The organism is Flavobacterium sp. AK-301 (genome assembly GCF_058310215.1).
Window position 1 is genome coordinate 198,377 of record NZ_JBZEES010000004.1, and the last position, 24,633, is coordinate 223,009.

Consider the following 24,633-nt stretch of genomic DNA (forward strand, 5'->3'; position numbering starts at 1 on the left):
AATCGTAGTATCGATTTATAAAAAACATTAAAAATCGGGAACAGCAGGACTGTTCCCAATTCTATTTTAATCCTCTAATCTAATGTCTAATCCAAGTCCTTTTAATTCATGCATTAATACATTGAATGACTCAGGTAATCCCGGTTCCGGCATAGTCTCACCCTTAACGATAGCTTCGTAAGTTTTAGCTCTACCAATAACATCATCAGATTTAACAGTCAAAATTTCTCTAAGTGTACTAGAAGCACCATAAGCTTCAAGAGCCCAAACCTCCATCTCTCCAAAACGCTGACCTCCAAATTGTGCTTTACCACCAAGCGGTTGTTGTGTAATTAATGAGTATGGACCTATAGAACGAGCATGCATCTTATCATCTACCATGTGTCCTAATTTCAGCATATAGATAACACCAACTGTTGCCGGCTGATGGAAACGCTCTCCTGTACCACCGTCATATAAATAAGTATGTCCAAATCTAGGAATTCCAGCCTCATCTGTAAATTCATTGATCTGTTCTAGTGAAGCACCATCAAAAATCGGAGTAGCAAATGTTTTGCCTAATTTTTGTCCGGCCCATCCAAGTACAGTTTCATAGATCTGTCCAATATTCATACGTGAAGGTACACCAAGTGGGTTCAATACAATATCTACCGGTGTTCCATCTTCTAAGAAAGGCATATCTTCATGACGAACGATTCTGGCAACGATACCTTTGTTACCGTGACGCCCTGCCATCTTATCACCTACTTTTAATTTACGTTTTTTAGCAATATAGACTTTCGCTAATTTCAGAATTCCTGAAGGTAACTCATCTCCTACTGTTATTGTAAATTTCTCTCTTCTAAGAGCCCCTTGAAGATCGTTCAGCTTAATTTTATAATTATGAATCAAATCATTAACCATTCTGTTGGTTTCATCATCTGTAGTCCACATTCCTTTATTTAAGTGAGCGAAATCCTCAACAGAGTTTAACATTTTCTGAGTGTATTTTTTACCTTTTGGTAAAACTTCTTCACCCAAATCATTCATTACTCCTTGAGATGTTTTTCCATTAACAATAGTAAATAACTTATCAACTAATCTGTCTTTAAGTTCGTCGAATTTCACTTGAAATTCAGTTTCTAATTTTGCTAAATCTTCTTTATCTTTAGAACGCTTACGCTTATCTTTTACTGCTCTGGCAAATAATTTTTTATCTAAAACAACACCATGTAAAGAAGGAGACGCTTTTAATGAAGCATCTTTAACATCACCTGCTTTATCTCCAAAGATCGCTCTTAACAACTTCTCTTCCGGTGTAGGATCTGATTCTCCTTTTGGAGTAATTTTACCAATTAAAATATCACCCGGTTTAACATCAGCACCTATTCTGATCATACCGTTTTCATCTAAATCTTTGGTAGCTTCTTCACTAACGTTTGGAATATCATTCGTTAATTCTTCATTACCTAATTTAGTATCCCTAACCTCTAATGAATAATCATCAACATGGATAGACGTAAAAATATCATCTCTTACTACTTTCTCAGAAATTACGATAGCATCCTCAAAGTTATATCCTTTCCATGGCATAAATGCAACTTTAAGGTTTCTACCTAAAGCTAACTCACCATTTTGTGTTGCATAACCTTCAGAAAGCACTTGTCCTTTTATCACTCTGTCTCCTTTTCTTACGATAGGTTTCAGGTTGATACTTGTACTCTGATTCGTTTTTCTGAATTTAATTAAATTATAAGTTTTCTCATCTGAATCAAAACTTACCATTCTTTCTTCTTCGGTTCTATCATATTTAATAGTAATGATATTAGCATCAACATACTCAACAACACCATCACCTTCAGCATTAATCAAAACTCTTGAATCTGAAGCTACCTGACGCTCTAAACCTGTACCAACGATAGGAGCCTCCGGTCTTAATAACGGAACTGCCTGACGCATCATGTTAGATCCCATCAATGCACGGTTCGCATCATCATGCTCTAGGAAAGGAATCAATGAAGCTGAAATCGAAGCAATCTGATTCGGGGCAACGTCTGTATAATCTATTTTAGCAGGATCAACTACCGGAAAATCTCCCTCCTCACGAGCGATAACTTTCTCATCAGTAATCTTTCCATCTGCATCCATAGCGATATTAGCCTGAGCAATCAATTTACCTTCTTCTTCTTCTGCACTTAAATATACAGGAGTTGAAACTAAATCAACTTTACCTTCAGTCACTTTACGGTAAGGAGTTTCAATAAAGCCCATACCGTTTACTTTCGCATAAACACCTAAAGAAGAAATCAAACCAATGTTTGGTCCCTCTGGTGTTTCAATAGGACATAAACGACCATAATGAGTATAGTGAACATCTCGCACCTCAAAACCGGCTCTTTCTCTTGAAAGACCTCCAGGTCCAAGTGCAGATAATCTTCTTTTGTGTGTAATCTCAGCTAAAGGATTCGTCTGATCCATAAATTGAGATAACTGGTTCGTTCCAAAGAAAGAGTTAATTACAGATGATAATGTTTTTGCATTGATCAAATCGATCGGTGTAAAAACTTCATTATCTCTAACATTCATACGCTCTCTAATGGTTCTTGCCATACGTGCTAAACCAACACCAAACTGTGCAGACAATTGTTCTCCAACTGTTCTTACACGTCTGTTAGATAAGTGATCAATATCATCAATCTCTGCTTTAGAGTTGATTAATTCGATCAAATATTTTACAATAGTAATAATATCCTCTTTGGTAAGCACCTGCTTTTCCATAGGGATATCTAAACCTAATTTTTTATTCATTCTGTAACGACCTACTTCACCTAAGTTATAACGTTGGTCAGAGAAGAATAATTTATCTATAATACCACGAGCAGTTTCTTCATCAGGCGGTTCTGCGTTACGCAATTGACGATAAATATGCTCAACAGCTTCTTTTTCAGAGTTTGTAGGGTCTTTTTGCAGCGTATTGTGGATAATGGCATAATCTGCCTGATTATTATCTTCTTTATGCAACAAAATAGTTTTAACGTTAGCATCAATGATTTCTTCCACATTATCTTTATCGATAACAGTATCTCTGTCAAGGATGATCTCGTTACGTTCGATAGAAACTACTTCACCAGTATCTTCATCTACGAAATCTTCATGCCATGTATTTAATACACGAGCAGCTAATTTTCTACCGATATATTTTTTAAGCCCTGTTTTTGAAACTTTGATTTCTTCTGCAAGATCAAATATTTCAAGGATATCTTTATCTCTTTCAAAACCAATTGCTCTGAAAAGAGTGGTCACTGGTAATTTTTTCTTTCTATCAATATAGGCATACATTACACTATTGATATCAGTAGCAAATTCTATCCAGGATCCTTTAAAAGGAATTACTCTGGCAGAATATAATTTTGTTCCATTTGCATGGAATGATTGTCCAAAGAAAACCCCTGGTGATCTGTGTAATTGTGAAACAACAACACGTTCAGCACCATTGATTACAAAAGTACCACTAGGTGTCATATAAGGAATTGTACCTAAATAAACATCCTGCACAATTGTTTCAAAATCTTCGTGTTCCGGATCTGTACAATATAGTTTCAACCTTGCTTTTAAAGGTACACTATACGTTAGACCTCTCTCTATACATTCCTGAATTGTATAACGTGGTGGATCAACAAAGTAATCAAGGAACTCCAATACAAATTGGTTTCTTGTATCTGTAATCGGAAAGTTTTCCATGAAGGTGTTATAAAGACCTTCGTTGCCTCTTTCATCGGATTTAGTTTCAAGTTGAAAAAAATCTTTAAAAGATTTAACCTGAATATCTAGAAAATCCGGATAAACAGGAATATTTTTTGTTGAGGCAAAATTTAATCTTTCAGTCTGATTTGTTATCATCAATGGACAAAATTTTGATTAAAAAAAAAGTAATAAAAACGTATAAAATATATTATACGAAAAATGGTTTAGGCCTTTGAGAGTCTCTTCTCAAGGCCTAAACCTAGTTCTATAAACTTAAGTGTAGCTTATTTAAGCTCAACTACAGCTCCAGCTTCTTCTAAAGATTTTTTAAGACCTTCAGCCTCTTCTTTAGAAACACCTTCTTTAACGTTTGCAGGAGCACCGTCAACTACTTCTTTAGCTTCTTTAAGACCTAAACCAGTTAGTTCTTTTACTAATTTCACAACAGCTAATTTAGAAGCACCAGCATCTTTTAATACAACTGTGAATTCAGTTTGAGCATCTTCTGCAGAAGCGTCTCCACCTCCAACAGCAGCTGGACCAGCAACTACAGCAGCAGCTGCAGGCTCAATACCATACTCATCTTTTAAAATAGTAGCTAATTCATTAACTTCTTTAACTGTTAAGTTAACTAATTGTTCTGCGAATTGTTTCAAATCTGCCATTTTTCTATCGTTTTTTAAATAGTTTGTAATATATAATTTATAAAGTGCGTACGCGCTTGATTATCCTTCTTTCTCGGATAATGTTTTAAGAATTCCTGCCAGTTTTCCACCACTTGATTTAAGAGCTGAAACAACATTTTTAGCAGGAGATTGAAGTAATCCAATGATTTCTCCAATAACTTCTTCTTTAGATTTAAGTGCAATTAATGCATCTAATTGATTGTCTCCAACAAATACAGCTTCACTGATGTAAGCTCCTTTTAATAAAGGCTTATCTGATTTTTTACGGAATTCTTTAATGATTTTTGCAGGAGCATTACCATTCTCTGCAATCATTATTGAAGTGTTTCCTTTCAATACTGATGGTAAATCACCATAATTATTGTCAGAAGCTTCCATAGCTTTTTCAAGCAATGTATTTTTAACTACTTCTAATTTAATATTAGCTTTAAAACAAGCTCTTCTTAAGTTTGAAGTCGTTTCTGCATTTAAACCAGAAATATCTGCTAAATAAACAACATTAGTTCCAGCCAACTGTGCAGTTAAATCTTCAATAACTCTTGATTTCTCTTCTCTAGTCATAATAAAATATTTTAACTACCAATTAAACCGCTTTAGGATCTAACGCAATACTAGGACTCATAGTACTAGAAATGTGTATACTCTTAATATAAGTACCTTTAGCTGCAGTTGGTTTTAATTTGATTAATGTTTGAATAATTTCGTGAGCATTTTCTACAATCTTATCAGCTTCGAAAGAAACTTTTCCAATCCCAGCATGCACTATACCGGTTTTATCAACTTTAAAGTCAATTTTACCTGCTTTTACTTCTTGAACAGCTTTTGCTACATCCATAGTAACTGTACCAGTTTTTGGGTTAGGCATTAAACCTCTAGGACCTAATATTCTTCCTAATGGACCTAATTTACCCATAACACTTGGCATAGTGATGATAACATCAACATCTGTCCAACCATCTTTTATTTTTTGTAAATAATCATCCAGACCTACATAATCAGCACCAGCAGCAGTAGCTTCCGCTTCTTTATCCGGTGTAACTAATGCAAGAACTTTTACATCTTTACCTGTACCGTGAGGTAATGTTACCACACCTCTAACCATTTGATTTGCTTTTCTTGGATCTACACCCAAACGAACAGCGATATCAACTGACTCATCAAATTTTGCAGAAGCAACTTCTTTAATTAATGCTGAAGCATCTTTTAAAGAATATAGTTTGTTCTTTTCAATTTTTGATACAGCCTCTTTTTGTTTTTTTGTTAATTTTGCCATGTCTTTTTCTTAAATTAAAAAGGAGCGTCTCCTGTTACAGTTATACCCATAGATCTAGCTGTTCCGGCAATCATACTCATAGCAGACTCAATAGTGAATGCGTTTAAGTCGTCCATCTTGTCAGTAGCAATAGCTCTAATTTGATCCCAAGTAACGTTAGCTACTTTTTTACGATTTGGTTCACCAGAACCAGACTTTGCTTTTGCTGCTTCTAATAATTGGATAGCAGCAGGTGGTGTTTTAACAATAAAATCAAAAGATTTATCTTTGTACACAGTAATTTGTACTGGTAACACTTTACCGGGTTTATCCTGAGTTCTGGCATTAAATTGCTTACAAAACTCCATGATATTAACTCCAGCAGCCCCCAAAGCAGGTCCAACCGGTGGCGATGGGTTCGCAGCACCTCCCTTAACTTGTAGTTTAACTACTTTACTAATTTCTTTAGCCATTTCTTAAAAAATTTAGCACATCGATCAATTGGAAGCGATTGATGTGGTTTATGTAACATTATTATTAATAATCAAATTGATTAGGTTCCATATCTCTACAGGAAAGTCGTGTATCTGTTTCTGTAACGGTAAGACCTAATTTTTTCATATATCGTCTAAAAAATTCAATTCTATCTAAAACCAAAGGATCTTTTGTCTTGTTCCCTAAACCACATTCCACACCTCCATTAATTACATTTATGGTTTTTGCAAACCCTCTATTGGTATGTATTACTTCATGACAACTTGGTTTTGATCCTGCCGGCATATTCCAAAATGAAATTGCAGTCATAAAGGCATTTTTTCCATTTGCCAAAACCGTTTCCGGGGAAACCAAAAGCACATTTTTATCACCATATATAATAAAACTTGCTGGTCCGTAATTGTAATTATAACTCAACTGTATTGGTCCTCTTCCATGATAAGTTTTACCCGGAGTTGGCGGAAATTCTTTATTAGTATTATCCGAATAACCGGTACAACCTCCTAACTCACAACCTACTTCTTGTTTAAAATATAAACCTTTATCTTTTACAGTATCATTTGTACCACCTCCTGTTGTTTCATGAGAAATATTAGCTAAAAAAGCACACAACTCTTTTTTATCTTTAGCAATATTCCCTGAGTTTAAAAAAGCTGAAAAATCAACTGTACCGGCTAAAACCTCCGGCTTTGAAATATTCCACTCGGCATCATAATCACCTCCTACTTTTAATTCCAAACTCGTATGTGTTAACAGATTTGTTCTTTTTATTTTATAGGTATAATTAATTAAACTTAGATCCGAATTTTGTCTTTTATAAATCTGGATTTTTATATTATTTAATTCTTTCAATGCATCTACTAAAGACTGATAAGAATAAAACTCGGGTCCGTTTTGCGTTAAAGTAAAATCCGCACGATATGGAAAAAGTGCATCAAATTCATCTTTTGTCATTAATTTTTCAAATCCAACACCAGTACCGGGCTTTTCAACTCCAGAATTGTCATCTTCTACTCCACCATTTTCTATTCCGGCATCATCTTTACTACAAGAACTCACCAAACTCACCAACATTAAAAAAAGAACGATTTTTCTCATCTACATTTTATATAATCTTATACTTTTTCAACCTGCATAAAGCTCAATTCTAAAGGTGTTTTTCTTCCGAAAATTTTCACCATTACTTCAAGTTTGCGTTTTTCTTCATTGATTTTCTCAACAGTTCCATTAAAACCATTGAAAGGTCCATCAATAACCTTCACTGTTTCACCTAAATTGAAAGGAATAGAAAGATTATCAGTTTTCACCGCTAACTCATCTACTTTACCTAACATCCTATTTACTTCTGATTGTCTTAAAGGTACAGGATCTCCCCCTTTAACTTCTCCCAAAAATCCGATAACACTAGTTATAGACTTGATAATGTGAGGAATTTCACCGGCAAGATTTGCTTCAATCATAACATAACCAGGAAAATAAACTTTTTCTTTACTAATTTTTTTCCCGTCTTTAATCTGCACTACTTTTTCAGTAGGCACAAGAACCTGAGAAACATAATCAGACATACCAAGTCTATTAATCTCTGTTTCGATGTAAGCTTTAACTTTGTTTTCTTGTCCGCTTACTGCTCTTACAACATACCACTTTTTCACATTATTGTCAGTCATTACAAAAAAATTAAGCTTTTAGCCAATTAAAGAATCCACCTAAAACCTTTGCGAAAACAACATCTACTCCCCATGTTGACAAAGCGAATAGAATTGAGAAAACGGCAACAACAATAGTTAAACGTTGTACTTCTGCCCATTCCGGCCAGGTAACATTTGACTTTAATTCCCCGAATGCCTCTGTTATGTAATTGATAACTTTTGTCATTATGATTTTGTTTTTGCACGGGCGGAGGGATTCGAACCCCCATCAACGGTTTTGGAGACCGCTATTCTACCCTTGAACTACGCCCGTATAAAAAGCCAGTAAAGTAAAACCTTTACTGGCTTTCAAATTTATTATGTTTCCTATAAAATTTCAGTAACCTGACCAGCACCAACTGTTCTACCACCTTCACGGATAGCAAAACGTAAACCTACGTTTAATGCAATTGGGCTTAATAAAGCAACGTCAATAGTTAAGTTATCTCCAGGCATAACCATTTCTACACCAGCTGGTAAAGAAATAATACCTGTTACGTCAGTTGTACGTACGTAGAACTGTGGACGATAATTATTATGGAATGGTGTATGACGTCCACCTTCTTCTTTTTTCAAGATATAAACCTCAGCTTTGAACTTATCGTGTGGTTTAACTGAACCTGGTTTACAGATAACCATACCTCTTTTGATATCTTCTTTTTGAATACCTCTTAAAAGGATACCTACGTTATCTCCAGCTTCACCTCTATCAAGGATTTTACGGAACATCTCAACACCTGTAATAGTAGATGTTAATTTTTCAGCTCCCATACCAATGATTTCAACAGCATCTCCTGTATTAGCAACACCTGTTTCGATACGTCCTGTAGCAACAGTTCCACGACCAGTAATTGAGAATACATCTTCAACCGGCATCAAGAAAGGTTTTGCAACATCACGCACTGGCTCTTCAATCCATGCATCAACTTCTTCCATTAATTTCAATACGGTATCAACCCATTTTTGCTCTCCATTTAAAGCACCAAGAGCAGACCCTTGAACTACTGGACCATTATCTCCATCATACTCATAGAAACTTAATAGGTCTCTAATTTCCATTTCAACAAGCTCTAATAACTCAGCATCATCTACCATATCCACTTTGTTCATGAATACAACGATTCTTGGAATACCTACCTGACGTCCTAAAAGGATGTGTTCACGAGTTTGTGGCATCGGACCATCTGTAGAAGCAACAACTAGAATAGCTCCATCCATTTGAGCAGCTCCAGTAACCATGTTTTTTACGTAATCCGCGTGACCTGGACAGTCAACGTGAGCGTAGTGACGGTTAGCAGTTTCATACTCTACGTGAGATGTATTAATAGTAATACCTCTTTCTTTCTCCTCTGGAGCGTTATCAATTGTATCAAAGCTTCTTGCCTGACAGTAACCAGCATCTGATAATACTTTCGTAATAGCAGCTGTTAAAGTAGTTTTTCCGTGATCTACGTGTCCAATTGTACCTATATTTAAGTGCGGTTTGGAACGGTTAAAATTCTCCTTTGCCATTTTACTTAATTTTTAATCTTAGTTATATATTAGTGTTCAAATTCTTACTTTACTTTGAGCCAATGACGGGAATTGAACCCGTGACCTCTTCCTTACCAAGGAAGCACTCTACCCCTGAGCTACACCGGCAAAGAAATTTTTGTTTAAGGTTTAATGTTCTGAAACCTGAACCTTATTAAACTTTATTTCGTGGGGAGAGCAGGATTCGAACCTGCGAAGGTTACCCAGCAGATTTACAGTCTGCCCTCGTTGGCCGCTTGAGTATCTCCCCTAAACCATATTTATTATCAATCTTAAAAAGAACTGAGCCGATAGAGGGACTCGAACCCACGACCTGCTGATTACAAATCAGCTGCTCTAGCCAACTGAGCTACATCGGCATATCAATAAAAAAAGTCCGCTATTTCTAACGGACTGCAAATGTATTAGATTTATTTTTTTAATCAAAACTTTTTTCGATAAAAAATCAACATTATATATGCGTTCTTATTTTTTCTTTTCTTTTAAGTAAAGTTCTCTCTAAAGAAGCTGAAGCCAGATCCATTCCTTCTTCAAATTTTTTACATTGTTTCTTAACTACAAACTCATCTCCAGGAACATGAATTTTAATTTCAACTATCTTATTTTCTTTATCGCTGGTGTTCTCTACTTTCAAAAAAACATCTGCGGAAATTACTCTATCATAAAACTTATCTAATTTATCCATTTTCTCCTGAATAAACTCTACCAATTTTGCATCAACATTAAAGTTAACCGCCTGAACATTTACTTTCATAATCAAATCTTTTATAGTTAAACACTAGAATCATCATTTATTCCTCGGATGGGCTTCTCCATAAACTTTTTTAAGTTCCGAAAGACTACTGTGTGTATAGACCTGCGTAGAAGCCAAACTTGAATGACCCAACAATTCTTTTACAGAATTTAAATCCGCCCCATTATTCAGCATATGAGTCGCAAACGTATGTCTTAATATGTGCGGACTCTTTTTTACCTTCTCTGAGACCCTACTAAAGTAAGCATTTATTAATCTATAAACAAAGGAATCATACAATTTATTCCCTTTTGAAGTCAGGAAAAAATAATCTTTATCTGTAATTTTACTCAAACCGGACCTCTCTGATAAATAAATCTGAAACTGCACTACAACAACAGGTAAAACCGGCAGAATTCTTTCTTTATTCCGTTTCCCGACTACTTTTAATGTATTAGTTTCAAAATTAACATTATACATTTTCAGATTAATCAACTCTGCTCTCCGTATGCCTGTAGCATAAAAAAGATCTATAATCAGTTTATCTCTAATTCCTTCAAAGGTATCGGGGAAATTTTCCGGAAGCAAAACTTCTGAAAGCTCGGATTCTGAAAAAGGAGTTTGTATTTTTTTAGGTGTTTTTAAAGACTTATGTTTTGATAAAGGGCTTACCTTTATTTGTTTTATTTTAAGCAAAAACTTATAGAAAGCTTTCAGAGAAGCTATCTTTCTGTTAACTGAAGTATTCGAGATTCCACAATCTATCAAATCTACAATCCAGCTTCTGATCTGATTATAATTAACCGATACCAAATCAGCCTGATCATAACGTAAAAAAAGAAAAGATTCGAAAGAAATAATATCTTTCAGATAGGCATTAAGCGTGAGAGGAGAATAATTTTTCTCCATCTCTAAATAAACATGAAAAGATCTCTTAATATCATCCATAAAAAAACCGCTAGCATACAAAGTTATTAAACTTTACAGACTAACGGTTTATATTTTTAGAAAATTATTTCCTAATTTTCTAGATTATCTTTCATATTTTGAATATAAGCTGCTTTTTGAATTTTCACTCTATTCAATACAGAAGGTTTCGTGAATTGTTGACGAGCTCTAAGTTGTCTAACAACTCCGGTTTTGTCAAATTTTCTCTTATAGCGTTTTAACGCTCTATCTATATTTTCTCCGTCTTTAATTGGTATAATCAACATAATATAACACCTCCTCTCGTTTACGGATGCAAAAGTAAACTATTATTTTGAATTATGAATTATAAGTTTTGAATTATTTTTATGATAAAAATAATTCTCTTATCCTACAAACTATTCTCTAAAAAACAGTCTACAAAAAAACGCTATAAAACCTTCGTTTTTCTATTGCAGAAAATCAGTCTTTCAATAAATTCCTGGAAATAACCACTTTCTGAATTTCTGTTGTACCTTCTCCTATCGTACAAAGCTTAGAATCCCTATAGAACTTCTCTACGGGATAATCTTTCGTATAACCATATCCTCCATGAATCTGTATTGCTTCTGTAGCTACTTTTACACATACCTCGGAAGAATACATTTTTGCCATAGCACCAAGTGTTGTTACGGGTTTATTATTGTTTTTAAGAAAAGCTGCTTTATGAAGCAACAGCTCTGAAGCTTCAATCTCTGTTGCCATATCTGCTAATTTAAAGGATATCCCCTGAAAGTTACTTATCGGTTGCCCAAACTGATATCTTTCTTTTGAATATTTCAATGCTGCTTCATAGGCTCCTTTTGCAATCCCTAACGAAAGTGCTCCAATCGAAATCCTCCCTCCATCAAGAACTTTCATAGCCTGAATAAAACCTTCGCCAACTTTACCCAATCGGTTTGCATCCGGAATACGGCAATTATCAAAAATCAATTCTGCTGTTTCACTGGCACGCATTCCTAATTTATTCTCCTTTTTACCACTTGAAAACCCTGGTGTTCCGTGTTCAATAACAAAAGCGGTCATTCCTCGTGAATCTCCTTTTTCTCCGGTACGTACAATAACTACTGCTACATTTCCTGACTTGGCATGGGTAATAAAATTTTTAGCTCCATTAATAACCCAGTGATCTCCTTCTTTTACAGCAACGGTATTCATTCCCCCAGCATCTGAACCGGTATTATGTTCTGTTAATCCCCAGGCACCAATCCATTCTGCTGTTGCTAATTTTGGTATCCATCTTTTCTTCTGTTCCTCGTTTCCAAAGGTCAGAATATGATTTGTACAAAGGGAGTTATGCGCTGCAACAGACAATCCTATAGATGGATCAACTTTTGAAATCTCTTCAATAATAGTAATATATTCATGATACCCTAATCCTGATCCTCCTAATTCTTCAGGAACCAGCACTCCCATAAACCCCATTTCTCCTAATTTTTTAAACAATTCTACCGGGAAAATCTGAGCTTCATCCCACTCCATAATATAGGGTCTGATATTTTTTTCTGCAAAATCTCTTATGGACTGAGCAATCAGCAATTGCGATTCATTATAATTAAAGTTCATTTTACTAGTGGTTTTTTTACAATTCCAAATATAAGGCAATAATTTTTATTTTATCAACAGGAAATCCGCTAATTTTTATTAAATCATCAACGCTCGATATTCTATTATTCATGCTTCGATAGGTAACAATCTCTTTTGCTAAAGCATATTTGAAATACGGGAATTTTGATAATTCTTTTATAGATGCGTTATTAATATTTATTTTCTTTATAATCGGCTCTTCTATAATATTAAAATATTTATTTAAATTATTAATAACCTCTGATGATAATCCCCAAATTTCCCTCATCTGCCCCATATCTACAAAAAAACCTAAAAGCTCTCTCTGTTTTAGTATTCTCTCTGACAAAGCAAATCCAATACCATGCACTTTAATCAAATCTTCCTGAGTAGCTTTATTAATATCTATAATTTCTATCTGCTTTTCTTTTTTTACTTCAGAAAAGGAAGAATTATACTTTTTATTTTCTTTTTTATTTACCCAGTCCGGAAATTTAAACTGAGGAGACAATACTTCTAAAAGAGAATCTGAAGCCTGTGTTATCTGCTGGAATTCTTTGGCAGAATTGATATATTTATCCTTTTTTCGAAACGCTAAAAGACGATCAATTTCAGACACGGTCATTCCTAATCTGTACCCTTTAAAATCTGTAATGAAATTAGGATTGAAAGTATGTATCTCTGAGTCTTTTTCCTCTTTAGCTAATTTGAGAGAATCTACTTCTTTCTGCAAAGAAAGCCACTCATTTTTTTCTAAAGTATCGGATTCTATTTCTGTAAAATCAACAAAAAAGTAAACAATCTGAATAATAACAATTATTATTAAAAACAAGAAAACACTACTTCGTTGTTGTGATGTAAATTTAAAATGAGATTTAAATGTTTCGAGAGCCATATGAGTTAGATTATTGGATTATTAGATCTTCAAACACCGGATAATCAGATTTCACAGAATAATCAACACACATTGCTTCAATACTTTTATGTATTTTCCAAATCTAAATATGTATTTAATTTCAATAGTTCACTTCAATTATTCCTACACTATAAATCAAAAACAGAACTGCGTTTTGCATAAAACATATCTTTTAACTTTATCCAAAAAGCCAATGTTAAATAGACACCAAACCATAATCCTACGGTAACAAATGATATATAAATAAAAAAGAGCCTTACACTACTGGCACGCATACCTAATTTATCTGCTAATCTGGATGAAACCTGAAAACCGTTTTTTTCAAAAAAATAACGCAAACGAATAATAAAAGACATTTTCAAAATATTTAAAAAAGTAAATTTAAGTAAAATCTATTAATATCCTAATTTAATAACAACAACAGACACCATCATCTATTATTTCAACAAAGAAGCACCTATAGTACATTCCAGGCAACGATTCATATTACAATATTCATTCTTTAATTGTAACAATGCCTGAGTATCAAAAGCATTTTCAGCCTTTATTCCATAGAATTTAAATTTATCGATAATTGTATTTTTTTCTGCTGGCACTTCAACGAGCATATCAATAAGAGCATCTGAATCTTCTGTTTCTAAACTTTCATTATAGGCAAACTTCAGAGGAATGATCGTATTTATCACAATTAAATCTATAAAAGAGCCTGACAGAGACTTTCTACTTCTCTTACTTTCTTTATCGAATTGATAATGTGTTTTCCAATAATCTGAAACGGAAACATCAAAAAGATCATATATTTGTTTTAAAGAACGACTCTTAATAATTTTAGAAAACAGATTTTTATGCTTACTATATAGCTGACTCAATTGTGAAAGTCTGATCGTTGGAAAATTACTTGGTCTGTGTTGAAAAAACTGAACGGAATCTATATGTACTTCTTCTAAATTATATTTATCACGAATAAAAAACCATCGTTTCTTAAGATCCTGAAAATAAACATCTTCTTTTTCAAAATCTAAAAGACCTAATCTTCCAAAAAATACAGCTTCTAAATTTTCAAATTCATTTTCTTTTTTAACAATTGAAAAAGGAATAGATCTTGCCATTTTTAAGAATAACTCTCCATTGATATTTAGACCGAAATTTTTTGCCAGACTATAAAACAAAACTGCTTCCCAGTCATTTACTGTTTCTTCTTTTAGCTCCTGAATCGGAATCGATTTTCGCTCCAATCGTTCAAAAAACAATTGTTCTTGCCACTTTTTTAAAATAAAAGAATCTATATCTACTAGATCTTTCTCACAATTTATCCAAGTTTTAGAAGTCATCAGCTGTTGATAATTTTCTACTATTTCTTTAGACACATATTCACTAAGCTCCAATACGGGAATTTCTGAATTGTCTTTTCTAAAAACAGCCATATCATGTTGCCAGACAACATGCAAAATCACATTTTCATAAGCCTTATCTGTTTCATGGTGATGAGCATACCAATCTGAAGATTTAGAATGAATCTCTACATTACCTGCCCACTTCTGATCCTCAATAACCACTTTAGCATTAAAAAAATCAGGACCCGATTTCTGAAGATATTGCCCTGAATCTAAGAGAATAATTGTATCTCCCTGAACAGTACACAAATCAGTTATTTCAAACTTCTTAAACTTCCATATATAATGTAAAAAATCTTCTCTCATATTCCAAAAAAGTTAACAGATTGCAATATAATTAAATCAAAACCAAATATCATATATATAAACTATAAATAAAAAGAAAAATATTACATATACATTTCAATAACACATGATAAATATCATTTTTTATTACACTAAGATTAACTAGATTTAACCAGATCTTTATTTAGAGACCTATTCTGGAAAAATTTAAGTCCAATAATTAAAATAATATATAATTTAAAAAGCATGAAACAACTTCTAATTTTAAGCTTACTATCCGTTTTTATTTCCTGTAAAAAGGAGAAGGATACCACTTTCAATAAAAAAGCCATTACTCCAAAATCAGAATTACTGGAAAAAGCATCTAATTATTTCAAATCATTATCGTCAAAACCTTATGAAGCTATAAACCCTGATGAAGCAGCTCTTGGACAAATACTTTATTTTGATACGCGTTTATCTAAAAAAGGAAATATTAGTTGTAATTCATGTCACAATTTAGATACTTATGGTGTAGATAATCTACCAACTTCTCCTGGAGACAATGGTATTTTTGGCGCCAGAAACTCTCCTACCGTAATTCATGCTTCTCTACACGGAATGCAATTCTGGGACGGGCGAGCAAAAGATGTTGAGGAACAGGCAGGAGGACCTATTCTAAATCCTGTTGAACACAATATCCCTAGTGAAGAGTATCTGGTTAACAAATTAAAAAGTGTAGAATTATACCAGGAATGGTTTAAAAAAGTATACCCAAATACTGAAGATCCTATAACATATAAAAACATTACAAAAGCAATAGGTGCATTTGAAAGAAAACTAAATCCGGAGACTCGTTTTGATAAGTATCTGGATGGAGATGAAACTGTTTTTAATGATCAGGAAAAAAGAGGTCTTACTACATTTATGGAAACAGGATGTATTACGTGTCATAATGGAATCGCTGTTGGAGGACATATCATGCAAAAATTTGGAGTATATAAAGACTATTGGTTATTAACCAACTGCGAAACAATTGATAATGGTTTATATGATCTTACTAAAAAGGAAGGAGATAAATTCATCTTTAAGGTTCCAGGCCTTAGGAATGTAGCGAATACTGCGCCTTATCTGCATGACGGCTCTGTTAAATCGCTGGAAGAAGTTATCAAAATTATGGGTAAAGCACAAACTAATATTGATCTGACTCCTGAACAGATTAGCGATATAGCTGCTTTCCTGAAAACTTTATCTGCTGATATTCCTGATGAGCATAAACAATCTCCTTTTTTAGCTTCTAACTAAAACTAATTCATAAATAACAAAGCCGTATTATAAGAAATATATAATACGGCTTTGTTATTTATGTAACCGATTGAAAGTTTACTTTATTGAGCTAATAATATCATGCTTTGTAATGATATGATATTTATTATTTCCCAGATCAACTAAAACAGCTTGATTATCTTTATTAATCAGCTTAGAAACTTCTTCAATAGGTGTATTTACTTTAACCATTGGATATGCAGCTCCCATAATTTCTTTGATCGGTTTTTCTGCAATATCTTTATCTTCTACATAACTGCGAAATAAATCTGTTTCGTCTACTGAGCCTACAAAACCTGTAGTATCAATTACCGGAATTTGTGATATCTTATATTTACGCATACGCTCAATCGCATGAGAAACCAGCTCTTCTGTACGCACTATAACTAATGGTTTATCCAGATGATCTTTAATTACATCTTCTGCCTTGGTAATATCTTCATCCAGAAACCCTCTTTCACGCATCCAGTCATCATTAAACATCTTACCTACATAACGGCTTCCACTATCGTGAAAAAGTACAACAACAACATCTTCTGGTTTAAAATGTTCTTTTAACTGCAACAATCCTTTAATTGCTGCTCCGGCTGAGTTACCAACAAAGATACCTTCTTCAAGAGCCAATTTACGGGTATAAACCGCAGCGTCTTTATCTGTTACCTTAGTGAACCCATCAATTAATGAAAAATCAACATTTTTAGGAAGAATATCTTCTCCGATACCTTCTGTTATATAAGAGTAGATCTCATTCTCATCAAATATACCGGTTTCATGATATTTTTTAAAAACTGACCCATAAGTATCTATTCCCCATATCTTAATATCAGGATTTTGTTCTTTTAAGTACTTCCCTACTCCTGAAATAGTCCCTCCTGTTCCTACTCCTGAAATAAAATGAGTTATTTTACCTGCTGTTTGTTTCCATATCTCCGGTCCTGTCTGTTCATAATGTGCAATTGTATTTGATGGATTATCATATTGGTTTACATACCATGCATTTGGAGTCTCTTCTGCTAATCTTTTAGAAACAGAATAATAAGATCTTGGATCTGTTGGCTCCACATCTGTAGGGCAAACAACAACTCTTGCTCCTACTGCACGAAGAATATCCATTTTTTCTTTTGACTGCTTGTCTGAAATCACACAAATCAGTTTATATCCTTTCACAATTGCTGCCAGAGCCAATCCCATTCCGGTATTTCCGGATGTACCTTCTATAATAGTTCCTCCCGGTTTTAAATTTCCATTTGCCTCTGCATCTTCAATCATTTTAACTGCCATCCTGTCTTTTACAGAATTACCAGGATTAAAGGTTTCGACTTTTGCTAAAACTAATGCCTGAATATCTTCAATAGTTTTATTTAATTGTACTAATGGAGTGTCTCCTATTGTTTCTAGTATATTTTTAGCGTATTTCATTTTAGTGATTGGCTGTTAAGTTGTTAGTTATTGGTTGTTGGTGTTAGAATAAAAACACTCACTCCTTAATTTTAAGAAAAGAAATTCCAAACTAAACCAAATCGGATTATAAAATCACGATATGGATAATTGGGAGCTGAATAATAGTCATATCCTGTAAAGCTTGAATTAAAATGTTCTGCTTTGAGATAAATTCTGGTCTGACGGATCTTAATATTTATAAAAACATCCATCAGAGGAAAATTCCCTATTTCTTTTTGTTGCTGTATATAAAACTCTCCTATTAAAGGATTATAATTATTAGCATAATACTTTGTAAAATAATTAAATGTTACTCCTGTCTGAAAGAAAAGAGCTTTCTTAAAAAAATAATCGGTATAATATAATGTATTGCGGGTAACAATTTCCGGCACATTCAGAATTTTATCACTCTGATCCACTTTCTGATATAATACTGTATTATCTAATGCCCATTTTCCAAATTTAAATTCTTTACTTAATTTCAAAGACAAATAATTAATCGTTTTATCATATTGTTTAGGAGTGACTAACAGTACTTTTTCATCTAAACTATTATCACTAAAATACAAATAATCTTTCATAGTCGATGCCTGAAATGAAGCTGAAAACCATTGAGTAGTAGCTACTGCTTCAATATTATTAATTTTTTCATTATTAAAATTATTAGACCAGTTATAATTAATATAACCACTCTGATACAAATTATAATTATGGTTCGGTAGCTTATTAATATTCTCATAGAACACTAATAATTGATTCTTATCATCAAACTTATAATTTAAAGATGCTTTAAAATTAGATAATGACTGATCTGAAAGTGATCTTGAATAAAATATTTTTCCATTCCATTTTTCTTTCAGGTATAAATACTGCCCTCCTACACTATTGATCTTATCGTTCATATTATTAGGAACAACTGCATTTGCCGATTCATCAGAAAAAATCATTCTGTTATAATAATAGTTATATCTGAAATCATCTATAAAAAACTGTATTTCTCCCAAGCTTGTATTATGATAGGTAGCGCCAATTTTATTATACATCTTGTTATACCTCACTTTATCTTTAATATTACCTGTAAAATAGGAATCTCCAAATCTTGTACTTAAAGTAGGCTGATCAAATTCAAATATTTTATTTTCATAATTGAACTGATGGTTTATAATCAGATTATTTTCTCCTTCTGTAGGATTTATTCTAAAAGAATGATCCACAAAATATCTGTTTCCTTTTAATAAAGAGGAAGCATCTCTGAAATAAACATCTAATCTTGCTCTTTCCTTATAAATCCCATCTGCTCCTTCAAAATCTCCGGTATTGGTTATCCCTCCATTCTCATCATTCAGAATATCCTGCGCTGTGAAATGTGCATTTATCCGATATCTGTTATTCTCTGTTCTGTAGCTTGTAATAAACCTGAAATTTCCACTGCTTGAAAGGCTGTTTATATACTTACCTATGGAACGCAGACCTTTATAAGCTATTGATAAATTTAATCTTTTAGAAGTATTTAATGTTATAAAAGCATCTAATGTCTGTCCTTGTTCCATCACAGACTTGTAATATAATTCTGTCATCGGAGTAGCCACAGAATAATATTTAATATCTTTTACTTCCATAAAATTAAAATGTTTGGCTTTAAATCCAAACTCAGGATAAGGAGAAAAATCACTTAAACCAAAGTCTAATGTATTATAGGTCTGCCCTTCATTCGCAAAAGGCAGTAATCCAAAATTATCTTTACGTAGATAATTGAATTTATAATCTTTTTGAATGGTTAGTGAAGTATCAACAAAAGTAGTATCTCTTTCTAATGTTATAATTCTGTATTGATCTATAGGAGCAGTCTCGGCCTTTACTTTTGCCTTCGCTTTATCCGATTGCTCTCGTAAGCTTAATTCTTTGGATGCCTTTCCTTTTTCGGTTGGTTCTTGCTGTGCAAATAAAATGACAGGAAAAAAGAACAAAAAAGTCAATATTAATTTCTTCATCATAAACAGAATACCATTTGGAGCAAAGATAATTTTTTTTAAGTAATAAAAATCATAAAAAGAGCCTGTTCAAATTAATGAACAGGCTCAGTAAACAATCAACCTTATTAATGATGACTACTCAAATAAAAGTTAATCGTACTATTCTACCTATTAGGATTAATACCCATTATTCTGAGTCAAATTTCCTCCTGATAAATCCACCTCACGTGCCGGAATAGGAAAAATCGTTTTATTCTGACCTGGAGCAGACTCTGGAATTTCTGTCATTCCCGGTCTTCTCAGATTCTCTCCATTTCTTAAAAGATCCATTCTTCTATGCCCTTCAAAACATAATTCTTTTCTGCGTTCTTTCAAAATAGCAGCTAAAGAAACAGAAGCAAGAGGTCCCAGATTTGCCCTTTGTCTTAAAGCATTTAAATCATTTAACGGTGTGTCTCCTACTGAAGAACCATTTTTAAAGTTTGCTTCAGCTCTGATTAAATACATTTCTGTAGTTCTGATTACCGGAACATCATCTGTTTTAGTTATACCATCTGGAAATTTAGTTGTAAATAATTTTGAATCTCCATTGAAAGTATTCCCCATTCTTGAAGCAGCAAACCTTAAATCTCCCGGTTCAGAATTAAAATCATCAATAAGGTTTTGCGAAAACGGTGCATCACCACGTCCTCCAAATTCCACTCCGTTTAATAATCCTGAAAAACCTTCATTCCCATTTTGTGGATCAGCTGCTATATTTGCAATGATAAAAATCAATTCCGGTCCTGTTGTATCATAAAAAGAATAATCTGCCGCTAATGCAACACCCGGAGTATTTATTACCTGATTTGCATAATCTGCCGCTTTTGCATTATCTCCTTTATATAAATACAATCTTGCTAACAAAGCCTTAGCGGCTTTAACTGTAGCTCTGTCAGTATCTGTATTCGTAATTGTTGCTATAGCATCTAATAAATCCTGTTCTATAAAATTATAAACTTCTGCTAAAGTAGCTCTGGGATATGATTTCACAGGACCATCAAATGGTTCAGCAACAATAGGAACAGCTAGATTAGCTCCATTTTGTAAATTATAAGGATGAGAAAAAAATGTAGATAAACTAAAGTGCGCTAAAGCTCTCATAAATTTAGCCTGTCCGATAGCATCTGCTCTCTCTTCTGGTGTAAATGGATTATCAGCTGAAGTTTCAGGGACATTTGGCACATATTTAATTACAAAATTTGCTCCTCCAATTAATTTATAATGAAATCTCCATAGGTTTTGTATAGAGGTATTTCCTGCATTCGTCGAATATTGGTAAACATCCTGAAAGGTAGGAAATGAACCACTAAACTCTACGTTATCTGACTGCCATTCTCCCATTAATTGCGGAGATCCTCCAAAGGCATCAATATCTTGTGCTAAACTGTAAACTCCTGTTAATGCGCCTAATGCCTGTCCCTTATTTGAAAATACTACTTCTGATGTAGAAAGATCATCCGGACTTAAATCTAAATCATTCTGACAAGAAAATAAAGCAGAAACAACAAGAAATCCAGTTATTAAAATGTTATATTTTTTCATTTTTTAAAGTATTAAAATGTTAATCTTGCTCCAATCAAGAATGTTTTTGACTGTGGAGCAGAAAAAAATGTTTCTCCCTGACCTAAATTAGTAGATCTGTCACTAACCTCTGGATCAATTCCTTTCAACTCACTTTTTTTCAGAGTATAAAGATTTACAGCTGTAAAATATAACCGAACGGTGTCCACAAAGCCAAATTGGTCTGTCATTTGTTTTGGAAGTGTATATCCTAATGTTATATTTTTTAATCTGGCATAAGAACCATCTTTTAACTGTGCCGTTGAAGCTTGTTGAAATGTATTACGTGTTGTACTTGTCATTGATGGAGCATGAGCGTTATCTCCCGGTTGTTTCCAGTAATCTAACATATCTACTCGTTTATTGAAACCTCCTCCAATTCTGTCTGTAAACTGTAATCCTGTTACATAAATATCATTTCCGTAACTAAAGTTGATTAAGAAATTCAAATCGAAATTCTTCCATCTAATGTTATTTGTAAAACCTCCTGTAAAATCAGGATTGGCATCACCAACGATTACTCTGTCATTAGAAGTAGGTGTAGTAGTTGTATTTCCGTTTTTATCTAACCACTCTGCGTTTCCTGTTTGAGGATTAATTCCTTTGTAACGAATTAAAAAGAATGTATTTACAGAATGTCCTTCAATAGCTCTCTGATAACTACCTCCTGAAACAAATCTTCTTCCATCCGGATCAACAGAAGCTCCCGGTAAGGATAATACTTCATTTTTATTAATTCCAAAATTGATAGATGAAGTCCATTCGAAATTCTCTGTTCTAACGTTTACAGTAGATAAATCAATATCAAAACCTTTATTTACCATTTTACCGGCATTTTTAGTTAATATCGTAAGTCCTCCGTTAACAGATTCTATTGGAACATTTAAAAGTAAATCATCTGTCTTTTTATTATAATAATCGACATTTAATTTTACACGGTCATTAAAAAAGCCAAATTCAACACCTATATCATATGATTTACTTCTTTCCCATTTTAAATCCGGATTAGGAGCTGTTTCCTGAATCAAACCAGAACCTCCGTTATAATTTCCTCCTACTCCTCCGGAAAAACTATCTAAAGCAGCAAAATCTCCTATTCTGTCATTCCCTGAGGTTCCATAATTTCCTTTTAATTTTAAATAAGACAACCAATTATTGTCTGATAAAAAAGATTCTTTAGAAACAACCCACGCACCACCTACAGACCAGAAATTACCAAACTGGTTATTGGCACCAAATCTTGAAGAACCATCTCTTCTAAAAGATCCTTCAATAGAATATTTATTATCATAGGAATAACCTGCTCTACCAAAATAACCTACTAATCTGCTTCCGGAAGTAGTGTTAGATGTTATTGTTTTATTAGAACCAGAAACAACGTTTATCAAATCATCTGAAAGAAATCCTGTTGCTTCTACTGTTATACTTCTGATATCTGTTTGTTCATAAGATATACCTGCAATTGCATTAACATCATGAATATCTTTAAATCTTTTATTATAATTCAATGTATTGGTAAACACATATTTCTTTTGTTGCCCAACATTATTATAACCATATCCTCCCGGTGTATTAATCTCAAACGATCTTTCAAACTGCTCTAAATTAATTCTGTCAATACCAAAATCCGTTTTATAAAACAATCCGTCAAAAAGATCTATTTCAGCAAAAACATTTCCATATACTCTAAAAGTATTTGCATCATTAATATCCAATGCTTCAATAGCAATAACATTTGGTAAACCTAAAGTCGCAAATTTACCATCTGCTAAATAAGGTGAAACTACAGGACTTTGTAAATAAGCAGTCGTCATCGGAGCATTTGTATTATTTTCAGCACCAACTCTGTCAATCTTAGTTTCTGAAACGGCTAAATTCATACCTACTCTTAACCAATCTTTCGCAGCATGTGTTAAGTTTAATCTCGCACCATTTTTTCTTAAACCGTTTCCTCTAATGAATCCTTCCTGATCTTTAAAGTTTGCTCCTAAATAGAATGTCGTTTTTTCTTCTCCTCCGGAAACTGCAAAATCTACATCTTTAGAAATTCCTGTTCTGGTAACTCCTTTAACCCAGTCATATGAATCTGTAGAAGTACTTGGAGCACTACCTCTGTCTATTAAATATTGTCTAAACTGATCTCCAGACATAATATCCATAACATCCGTTTTTTCTGATATTGATGTAGATACATTTACAGATACATTTGTTTTTTGATTTTTTCTACCGGTTTTAGTTGTAATTAAGATTACACCGTTAGAACCTCTTGATCCATAAACTGCTGTTGCAGCTGCATCTTTAAGAATAGAAAAAGACTGAATATCGGCTGGATTAATATCGGCTAAAGGATTTAACCCCATATTTCCCCCCTGATTATTCGTCATATCTCTATCGTTTAAAGGCACTCCATCCACAACAATTAACGGTGATCCTCCTGCACTAATAGAAGCAACTCCTCTAATTTTAATTACGGGAGCAGAGCCTAATACTCCTGAAGATCCCACTACCTGAACTCCGGCTGCCTGACCTTGCAACAACTCTTGTGGTGATACTGCCGGTATATCTTTAATTTGGTCAAGACCTACAGTAGACACACTCTGAACCATTGTACCTTTGTCCTGCTTACCATAAGCAACAACAACAACCTCATTTAATGCCTGAGAATCTGCCTCCATTGCAATATTTACGGTATTAGAAGCACCAACAGTAACCGCTTTGGTTTTCATCCCTAAAAAAGAGAATTCCAATACTTCTCCTTCTTTGGCATTGATAGAGTATTTACCATCAAAATTGGTCTGAACTCCTTTGTTTGTTCCTTTTACAACAATATTAACTCCAGGAAGAGGTAAGCCTCCCTCTGTAATTGTACCGGTAACAGTTTTGTCTTGTGCGAACGAAAACTGCATTGAAAATGCTAACAGTAATGTTAGAATCCATTTAAACTTCGATCTCATATTTAATTCATTTGGGTTAGTTATTCAACAAACTTGCAAAGAATATATTAATTAACAAAACATTATTTATTAACAATAAAAATAAATAATGATTAAAATTAATGTAAATTAAAAAGACTTAA

General features: G+C 33.4%; 21 protein-coding genes and 4 tRNA genes. 1 reads left to right on the top strand and 24 read right to left on the bottom strand.

Annotated elements, in window-relative coordinates; genetic code table 11:
- Window positions 1-66: 66 nt before the first annotated feature.
- The 20 genes from rpoB to AC4FQX_RS08915 form a co-directional block, all read right to left on the bottom strand.
- Complete coding sequence (gene rpoB, locus AC4FQX_RS08820) at window positions 67-3,879, bottom strand: DNA-directed RNA polymerase subunit beta (protein ID WP_491167320.1); 3,813 nt, start codon at window positions 3,877-3,879, stop codon at window positions 67-69.
- A gap of 128 nt (window positions 3,880-4,007) precedes the next feature.
- Window positions 4,008-4,388, bottom strand: a complete 381-nt coding sequence (gene rplL, locus AC4FQX_RS08825) for a 50S ribosomal protein L7/L12 (protein ID WP_491167321.1) — start codon at window positions 4,386-4,388, stop codon at window positions 4,008-4,010.
- A gap of 60 nt (window positions 4,389-4,448) precedes the next feature.
- Complete coding sequence (rplJ, locus tag AC4FQX_RS08830; protein ID WP_491167322.1) at window positions 4,449-4,970, bottom strand: 50S ribosomal protein L10; 522 nt, start codon at window positions 4,968-4,970, stop codon at window positions 4,449-4,451.
- A gap of 22 nt (window positions 4,971-4,992) precedes the next feature.
- On the bottom strand, window positions 4,993-5,682 hold the full coding sequence (rplA, locus tag AC4FQX_RS08835; protein WP_491167323.1) for a 50S ribosomal protein L1: 690 nt from the start codon (window positions 5,680-5,682) through the stop codon (window positions 4,993-4,995).
- Between the two features lie 14 nt (window positions 5,683-5,696).
- The gene (rplK, locus tag AC4FQX_RS08840; RefSeq protein WP_491167324.1) at window positions 5,697-6,134 is read right to left on the bottom strand and encodes a 50S ribosomal protein L11; all 438 of its coding nucleotides are present in this window, start codon (window positions 6,132-6,134) and stop codon (window positions 5,697-5,699) included.
- 64 nt (window positions 6,135-6,198) lie between these two features.
- Window positions 6,199-7,254 carry a chitinase gene (locus tag AC4FQX_RS08845; RefSeq protein ID WP_491167325.1) on the bottom strand — a complete coding sequence of 352 codons (1,056 nt, stop codon included), beginning with the start codon at window positions 7,252-7,254 and terminating at the stop codon, window positions 6,199-6,201.
- Between the two features lie 17 nt (window positions 7,255-7,271).
- On the bottom strand, window positions 7,272-7,823 hold the full coding sequence (gene nusG, locus AC4FQX_RS08850; RefSeq protein ID WP_491167326.1) for a transcription termination/antitermination protein NusG: 552 nt from the start codon (window positions 7,821-7,823) through the stop codon (window positions 7,272-7,274).
- 10 nt (window positions 7,824-7,833) lie between these two features.
- A complete protein-coding gene (gene secE, locus AC4FQX_RS08855; RefSeq protein WP_491167327.1) occupies window positions 7,834-8,031 on the bottom strand; it encodes a preprotein translocase subunit SecE in 198 nt (65 codons plus the stop codon).
- Window positions 8,032-8,047: 16 nt separating this feature from the next.
- A tRNA-Trp gene (locus tag AC4FQX_RS08860) sits at window positions 8,048-8,118 on the bottom strand.
- Between the two features lie 53 nt (window positions 8,119-8,171).
- Window positions 8,172-9,356 carry an elongation factor Tu gene (gene tuf, locus AC4FQX_RS08865; protein WP_491167328.1) on the bottom strand — a complete coding sequence of 395 codons (1,185 nt, stop codon included), beginning with the start codon at window positions 9,354-9,356 and terminating at the stop codon, window positions 8,172-8,174.
- Between the two features lie 57 nt (window positions 9,357-9,413).
- Window positions 9,414-9,485: transfer RNA gene (locus tag AC4FQX_RS08870), tRNA-Thr, on the bottom strand.
- Window positions 9,486-9,546: 61 nt separating this feature from the next.
- A tRNA-Tyr gene (locus tag AC4FQX_RS08875) sits at window positions 9,547-9,627 on the bottom strand.
- A gap of 35 nt (window positions 9,628-9,662) precedes the next feature.
- Window positions 9,663-9,736: transfer RNA gene (locus tag AC4FQX_RS08880), tRNA-Thr, on the bottom strand.
- A gap of 92 nt (window positions 9,737-9,828) precedes the next feature.
- A complete protein-coding gene (hpf, locus tag AC4FQX_RS08885; protein WP_491167329.1) occupies window positions 9,829-10,131 on the bottom strand; it encodes a ribosome hibernation-promoting factor, HPF/YfiA family in 303 nt (100 codons plus the stop codon).
- 33 nt (window positions 10,132-10,164) lie between these two features.
- Window positions 10,165-11,058 carry a tyrosine-type recombinase/integrase gene (locus AC4FQX_RS08890; RefSeq protein ID WP_491167330.1) on the bottom strand — a complete coding sequence of 298 codons (894 nt, stop codon included), beginning with the start codon at window positions 11,056-11,058 and terminating at the stop codon, window positions 10,165-10,167.
- A 71-nt stretch (window positions 11,059-11,129) separates the two neighbouring features.
- Window positions 11,130-11,324 (bottom strand): 30S ribosomal protein S21, encoded by a 195-nt coding sequence (rpsU, locus tag AC4FQX_RS08895; RefSeq protein ID WP_491167331.1) that lies wholly within the window; start codon window positions 11,322-11,324, stop codon window positions 11,130-11,132.
- Between the two features lie 175 nt (window positions 11,325-11,499).
- Window positions 11,500-12,642 carry an acyl-CoA dehydrogenase family protein gene (locus AC4FQX_RS08900; RefSeq protein WP_491167332.1) on the bottom strand — a complete coding sequence of 381 codons (1,143 nt, stop codon included), beginning with the start codon at window positions 12,640-12,642 and terminating at the stop codon, window positions 11,500-11,502.
- Between the two features lie 16 nt (window positions 12,643-12,658).
- Window positions 12,659-13,537: a ComEA family DNA-binding protein gene (locus AC4FQX_RS08905; RefSeq protein WP_491167333.1), complete on the bottom strand. Its 879-nt coding sequence runs from the start codon at window positions 13,535-13,537 to the stop codon at window positions 12,659-12,661.
- Window positions 13,538-13,686: 149 nt separating this feature from the next.
- The gene (locus tag AC4FQX_RS08910) at window positions 13,687-13,914 is read right to left on the bottom strand and encodes a PspC domain-containing protein (protein WP_491167334.1); all 228 of its coding nucleotides are present in this window, start codon (window positions 13,912-13,914) and stop codon (window positions 13,687-13,689) included.
- Between the two features lie 81 nt (window positions 13,915-13,995).
- Window positions 13,996-15,258, bottom strand: coding sequence for a DUF2851 family protein (locus AC4FQX_RS08915; RefSeq protein ID WP_491167335.1), 1,263 nt, complete (start codon window positions 15,256-15,258; stop codon window positions 13,996-13,998).
- 225 nt (window positions 15,259-15,483) lie between these two features.
- Here AC4FQX_RS08915 and AC4FQX_RS08920 point away from each other — a divergent pair, with 225 nt between their 5' ends.
- Window positions 15,484-16,521 carry a cytochrome-c peroxidase gene (locus AC4FQX_RS08920; RefSeq protein ID WP_491167336.1) on the top strand — a complete coding sequence of 346 codons (1,038 nt, stop codon included), beginning with the start codon at window positions 15,484-15,486 and terminating at the stop codon, window positions 16,519-16,521.
- A 78-nt stretch (window positions 16,522-16,599) separates the two neighbouring features.
- Here the strand turns inward: AC4FQX_RS08920 and AC4FQX_RS08925 are convergent, their stop codons facing one another.
- From AC4FQX_RS08925 to AC4FQX_RS08940, 4 genes are all read right to left on the bottom strand, one after another.
- Window positions 16,600-17,961, bottom strand: a complete 1,362-nt coding sequence (locus tag AC4FQX_RS08925) for a pyridoxal-phosphate dependent enzyme (RefSeq protein WP_491167337.1) — start codon at window positions 17,959-17,961, stop codon at window positions 16,600-16,602.
- Window positions 17,962-18,032: 71 nt separating this feature from the next.
- On the bottom strand, window positions 18,033-19,973 hold the full coding sequence (locus AC4FQX_RS08930) for a putative porin (protein WP_491167383.1): 1,941 nt from the start codon (window positions 19,971-19,973) through the stop codon (window positions 18,033-18,035).
- A 159-nt stretch (window positions 19,974-20,132) separates the two neighbouring features.
- On the bottom strand, window positions 20,133-21,539 hold the full coding sequence (locus tag AC4FQX_RS08935; RefSeq protein WP_491167338.1) for a RagB/SusD family nutrient uptake outer membrane protein: 1,407 nt from the start codon (window positions 21,537-21,539) through the stop codon (window positions 20,133-20,135).
- Window positions 21,540-21,550: 11 nt separating this feature from the next.
- Window positions 21,551-24,511: a SusC/RagA family TonB-linked outer membrane protein gene (locus AC4FQX_RS08940; RefSeq protein WP_491167339.1), complete on the bottom strand. Its 2,961-nt coding sequence runs from the start codon at window positions 24,509-24,511 to the stop codon at window positions 21,551-21,553.
- Window positions 24,512-24,633 lie beyond the last annotated feature (122 nt).

What these genes read in the sequence shown, in the direction of transcription:
- rpoB (WP_491167320.1), bottom strand. Translation starts at nt 3,879, where the DNA reads ATGATAACAAATCAGACTGAAAGATTAAATTTTGCCTCAACAAAAAAT.
- rplL (WP_491167321.1), bottom strand. Translation starts at nt 4,388, where the DNA reads ATGGCAGATTTGAAACAATTCGCAGAACAATTAGTTAACTTAACAGTT.
- rplJ (WP_491167322.1), bottom strand. Translation starts at nt 4,970, where the DNA reads ATGACTAGAGAAGAGAAATCAAGAGTTATTGAAGATTTAACTGCACAG.
- rplA (WP_491167323.1), bottom strand. Translation starts at nt 5,682, where the DNA reads ATGGCAAAATTAACAAAAAAACAAAAAGAGGCTGTATCAAAAATTGAA.
- rplK (WP_491167324.1), bottom strand. Translation starts at nt 6,134, where the DNA reads ATGGCTAAAGAAATTAGTAAAGTAGTTAAACTACAAGTTAAGGGAGGT.
- AC4FQX_RS08845 (WP_491167325.1), bottom strand. Translation starts at nt 7,254, where the DNA reads ATGAGAAAAATCGTTCTTTTTTTAATGTTGGTGAGTTTGGTGAGTTCT.
- nusG (WP_491167326.1), bottom strand. Translation starts at nt 7,823, where the DNA reads ATGACTGACAATAATGTGAAAAAGTGGTATGTTGTAAGAGCAGTAAGC.
- secE (WP_491167327.1), bottom strand. Translation starts at nt 8,031, where the DNA reads ATGACAAAAGTTATCAATTACATAACAGAGGCATTCGGGGAATTAAAG.
- tuf (WP_491167328.1), bottom strand. Translation starts at nt 9,356, where the DNA reads ATGGCAAAGGAGAATTTTAACCGTTCCAAACCGCACTTAAATATAGGT.
- hpf (WP_491167329.1), bottom strand. Translation starts at nt 10,131, where the DNA reads ATGAAAGTAAATGTTCAGGCGGTTAACTTTAATGTTGATGCAAAATTG.
- AC4FQX_RS08890 (WP_491167330.1), bottom strand. Translation starts at nt 11,058, where the DNA reads ATGGATGATATTAAGAGATCTTTTCATGTTTATTTAGAGATGGAGAAA.
- rpsU (WP_491167331.1), bottom strand. Translation starts at nt 11,324, where the DNA reads ATGTTGATTATACCAATTAAAGACGGAGAAAATATAGATAGAGCGTTA.
- AC4FQX_RS08900 (WP_491167332.1), bottom strand. Translation starts at nt 12,642, where the DNA reads ATGAACTTTAATTATAATGAATCGCAATTGCTGATTGCTCAGTCCATA.
- AC4FQX_RS08905 (WP_491167333.1), bottom strand. Translation starts at nt 13,537, where the DNA reads ATGGCTCTCGAAACATTTAAATCTCATTTTAAATTTACATCACAACAA.
- AC4FQX_RS08910 (WP_491167334.1), bottom strand. Translation starts at nt 13,914, where the DNA reads ATGTCTTTTATTATTCGTTTGCGTTATTTTTTTGAAAAAAACGGTTTT.
- AC4FQX_RS08915 (WP_491167335.1), bottom strand. Translation starts at nt 15,258, where the DNA reads ATGAGAGAAGATTTTTTACATTATATATGGAAGTTTAAGAAGTTTGAA.
- AC4FQX_RS08920 (WP_491167336.1), top strand. Translation starts at nt 15,484, where the DNA reads ATGAAACAACTTCTAATTTTAAGCTTACTATCCGTTTTTATTTCCTGT.
- AC4FQX_RS08925 (WP_491167337.1), bottom strand. Translation starts at nt 17,961, where the DNA reads ATGAAATACGCTAAAAATATACTAGAAACAATAGGAGACACTCCATTA.
- AC4FQX_RS08930 (WP_491167383.1), bottom strand. Translation starts at nt 19,973, where the DNA reads ATGAAGAAATTAATATTGACTTTTTTGTTCTTTTTTCCTGTCATTTTA.
- AC4FQX_RS08935 (WP_491167338.1), bottom strand. Translation starts at nt 21,539, where the DNA reads ATGAAAAAATATAACATTTTAATAACTGGATTTCTTGTTGTTTCTGCT.
- AC4FQX_RS08940 (WP_491167339.1), bottom strand. Translation starts at nt 24,511, where the DNA reads ATGAGATCGAAGTTTAAATGGATTCTAACATTACTGTTAGCATTTTCA.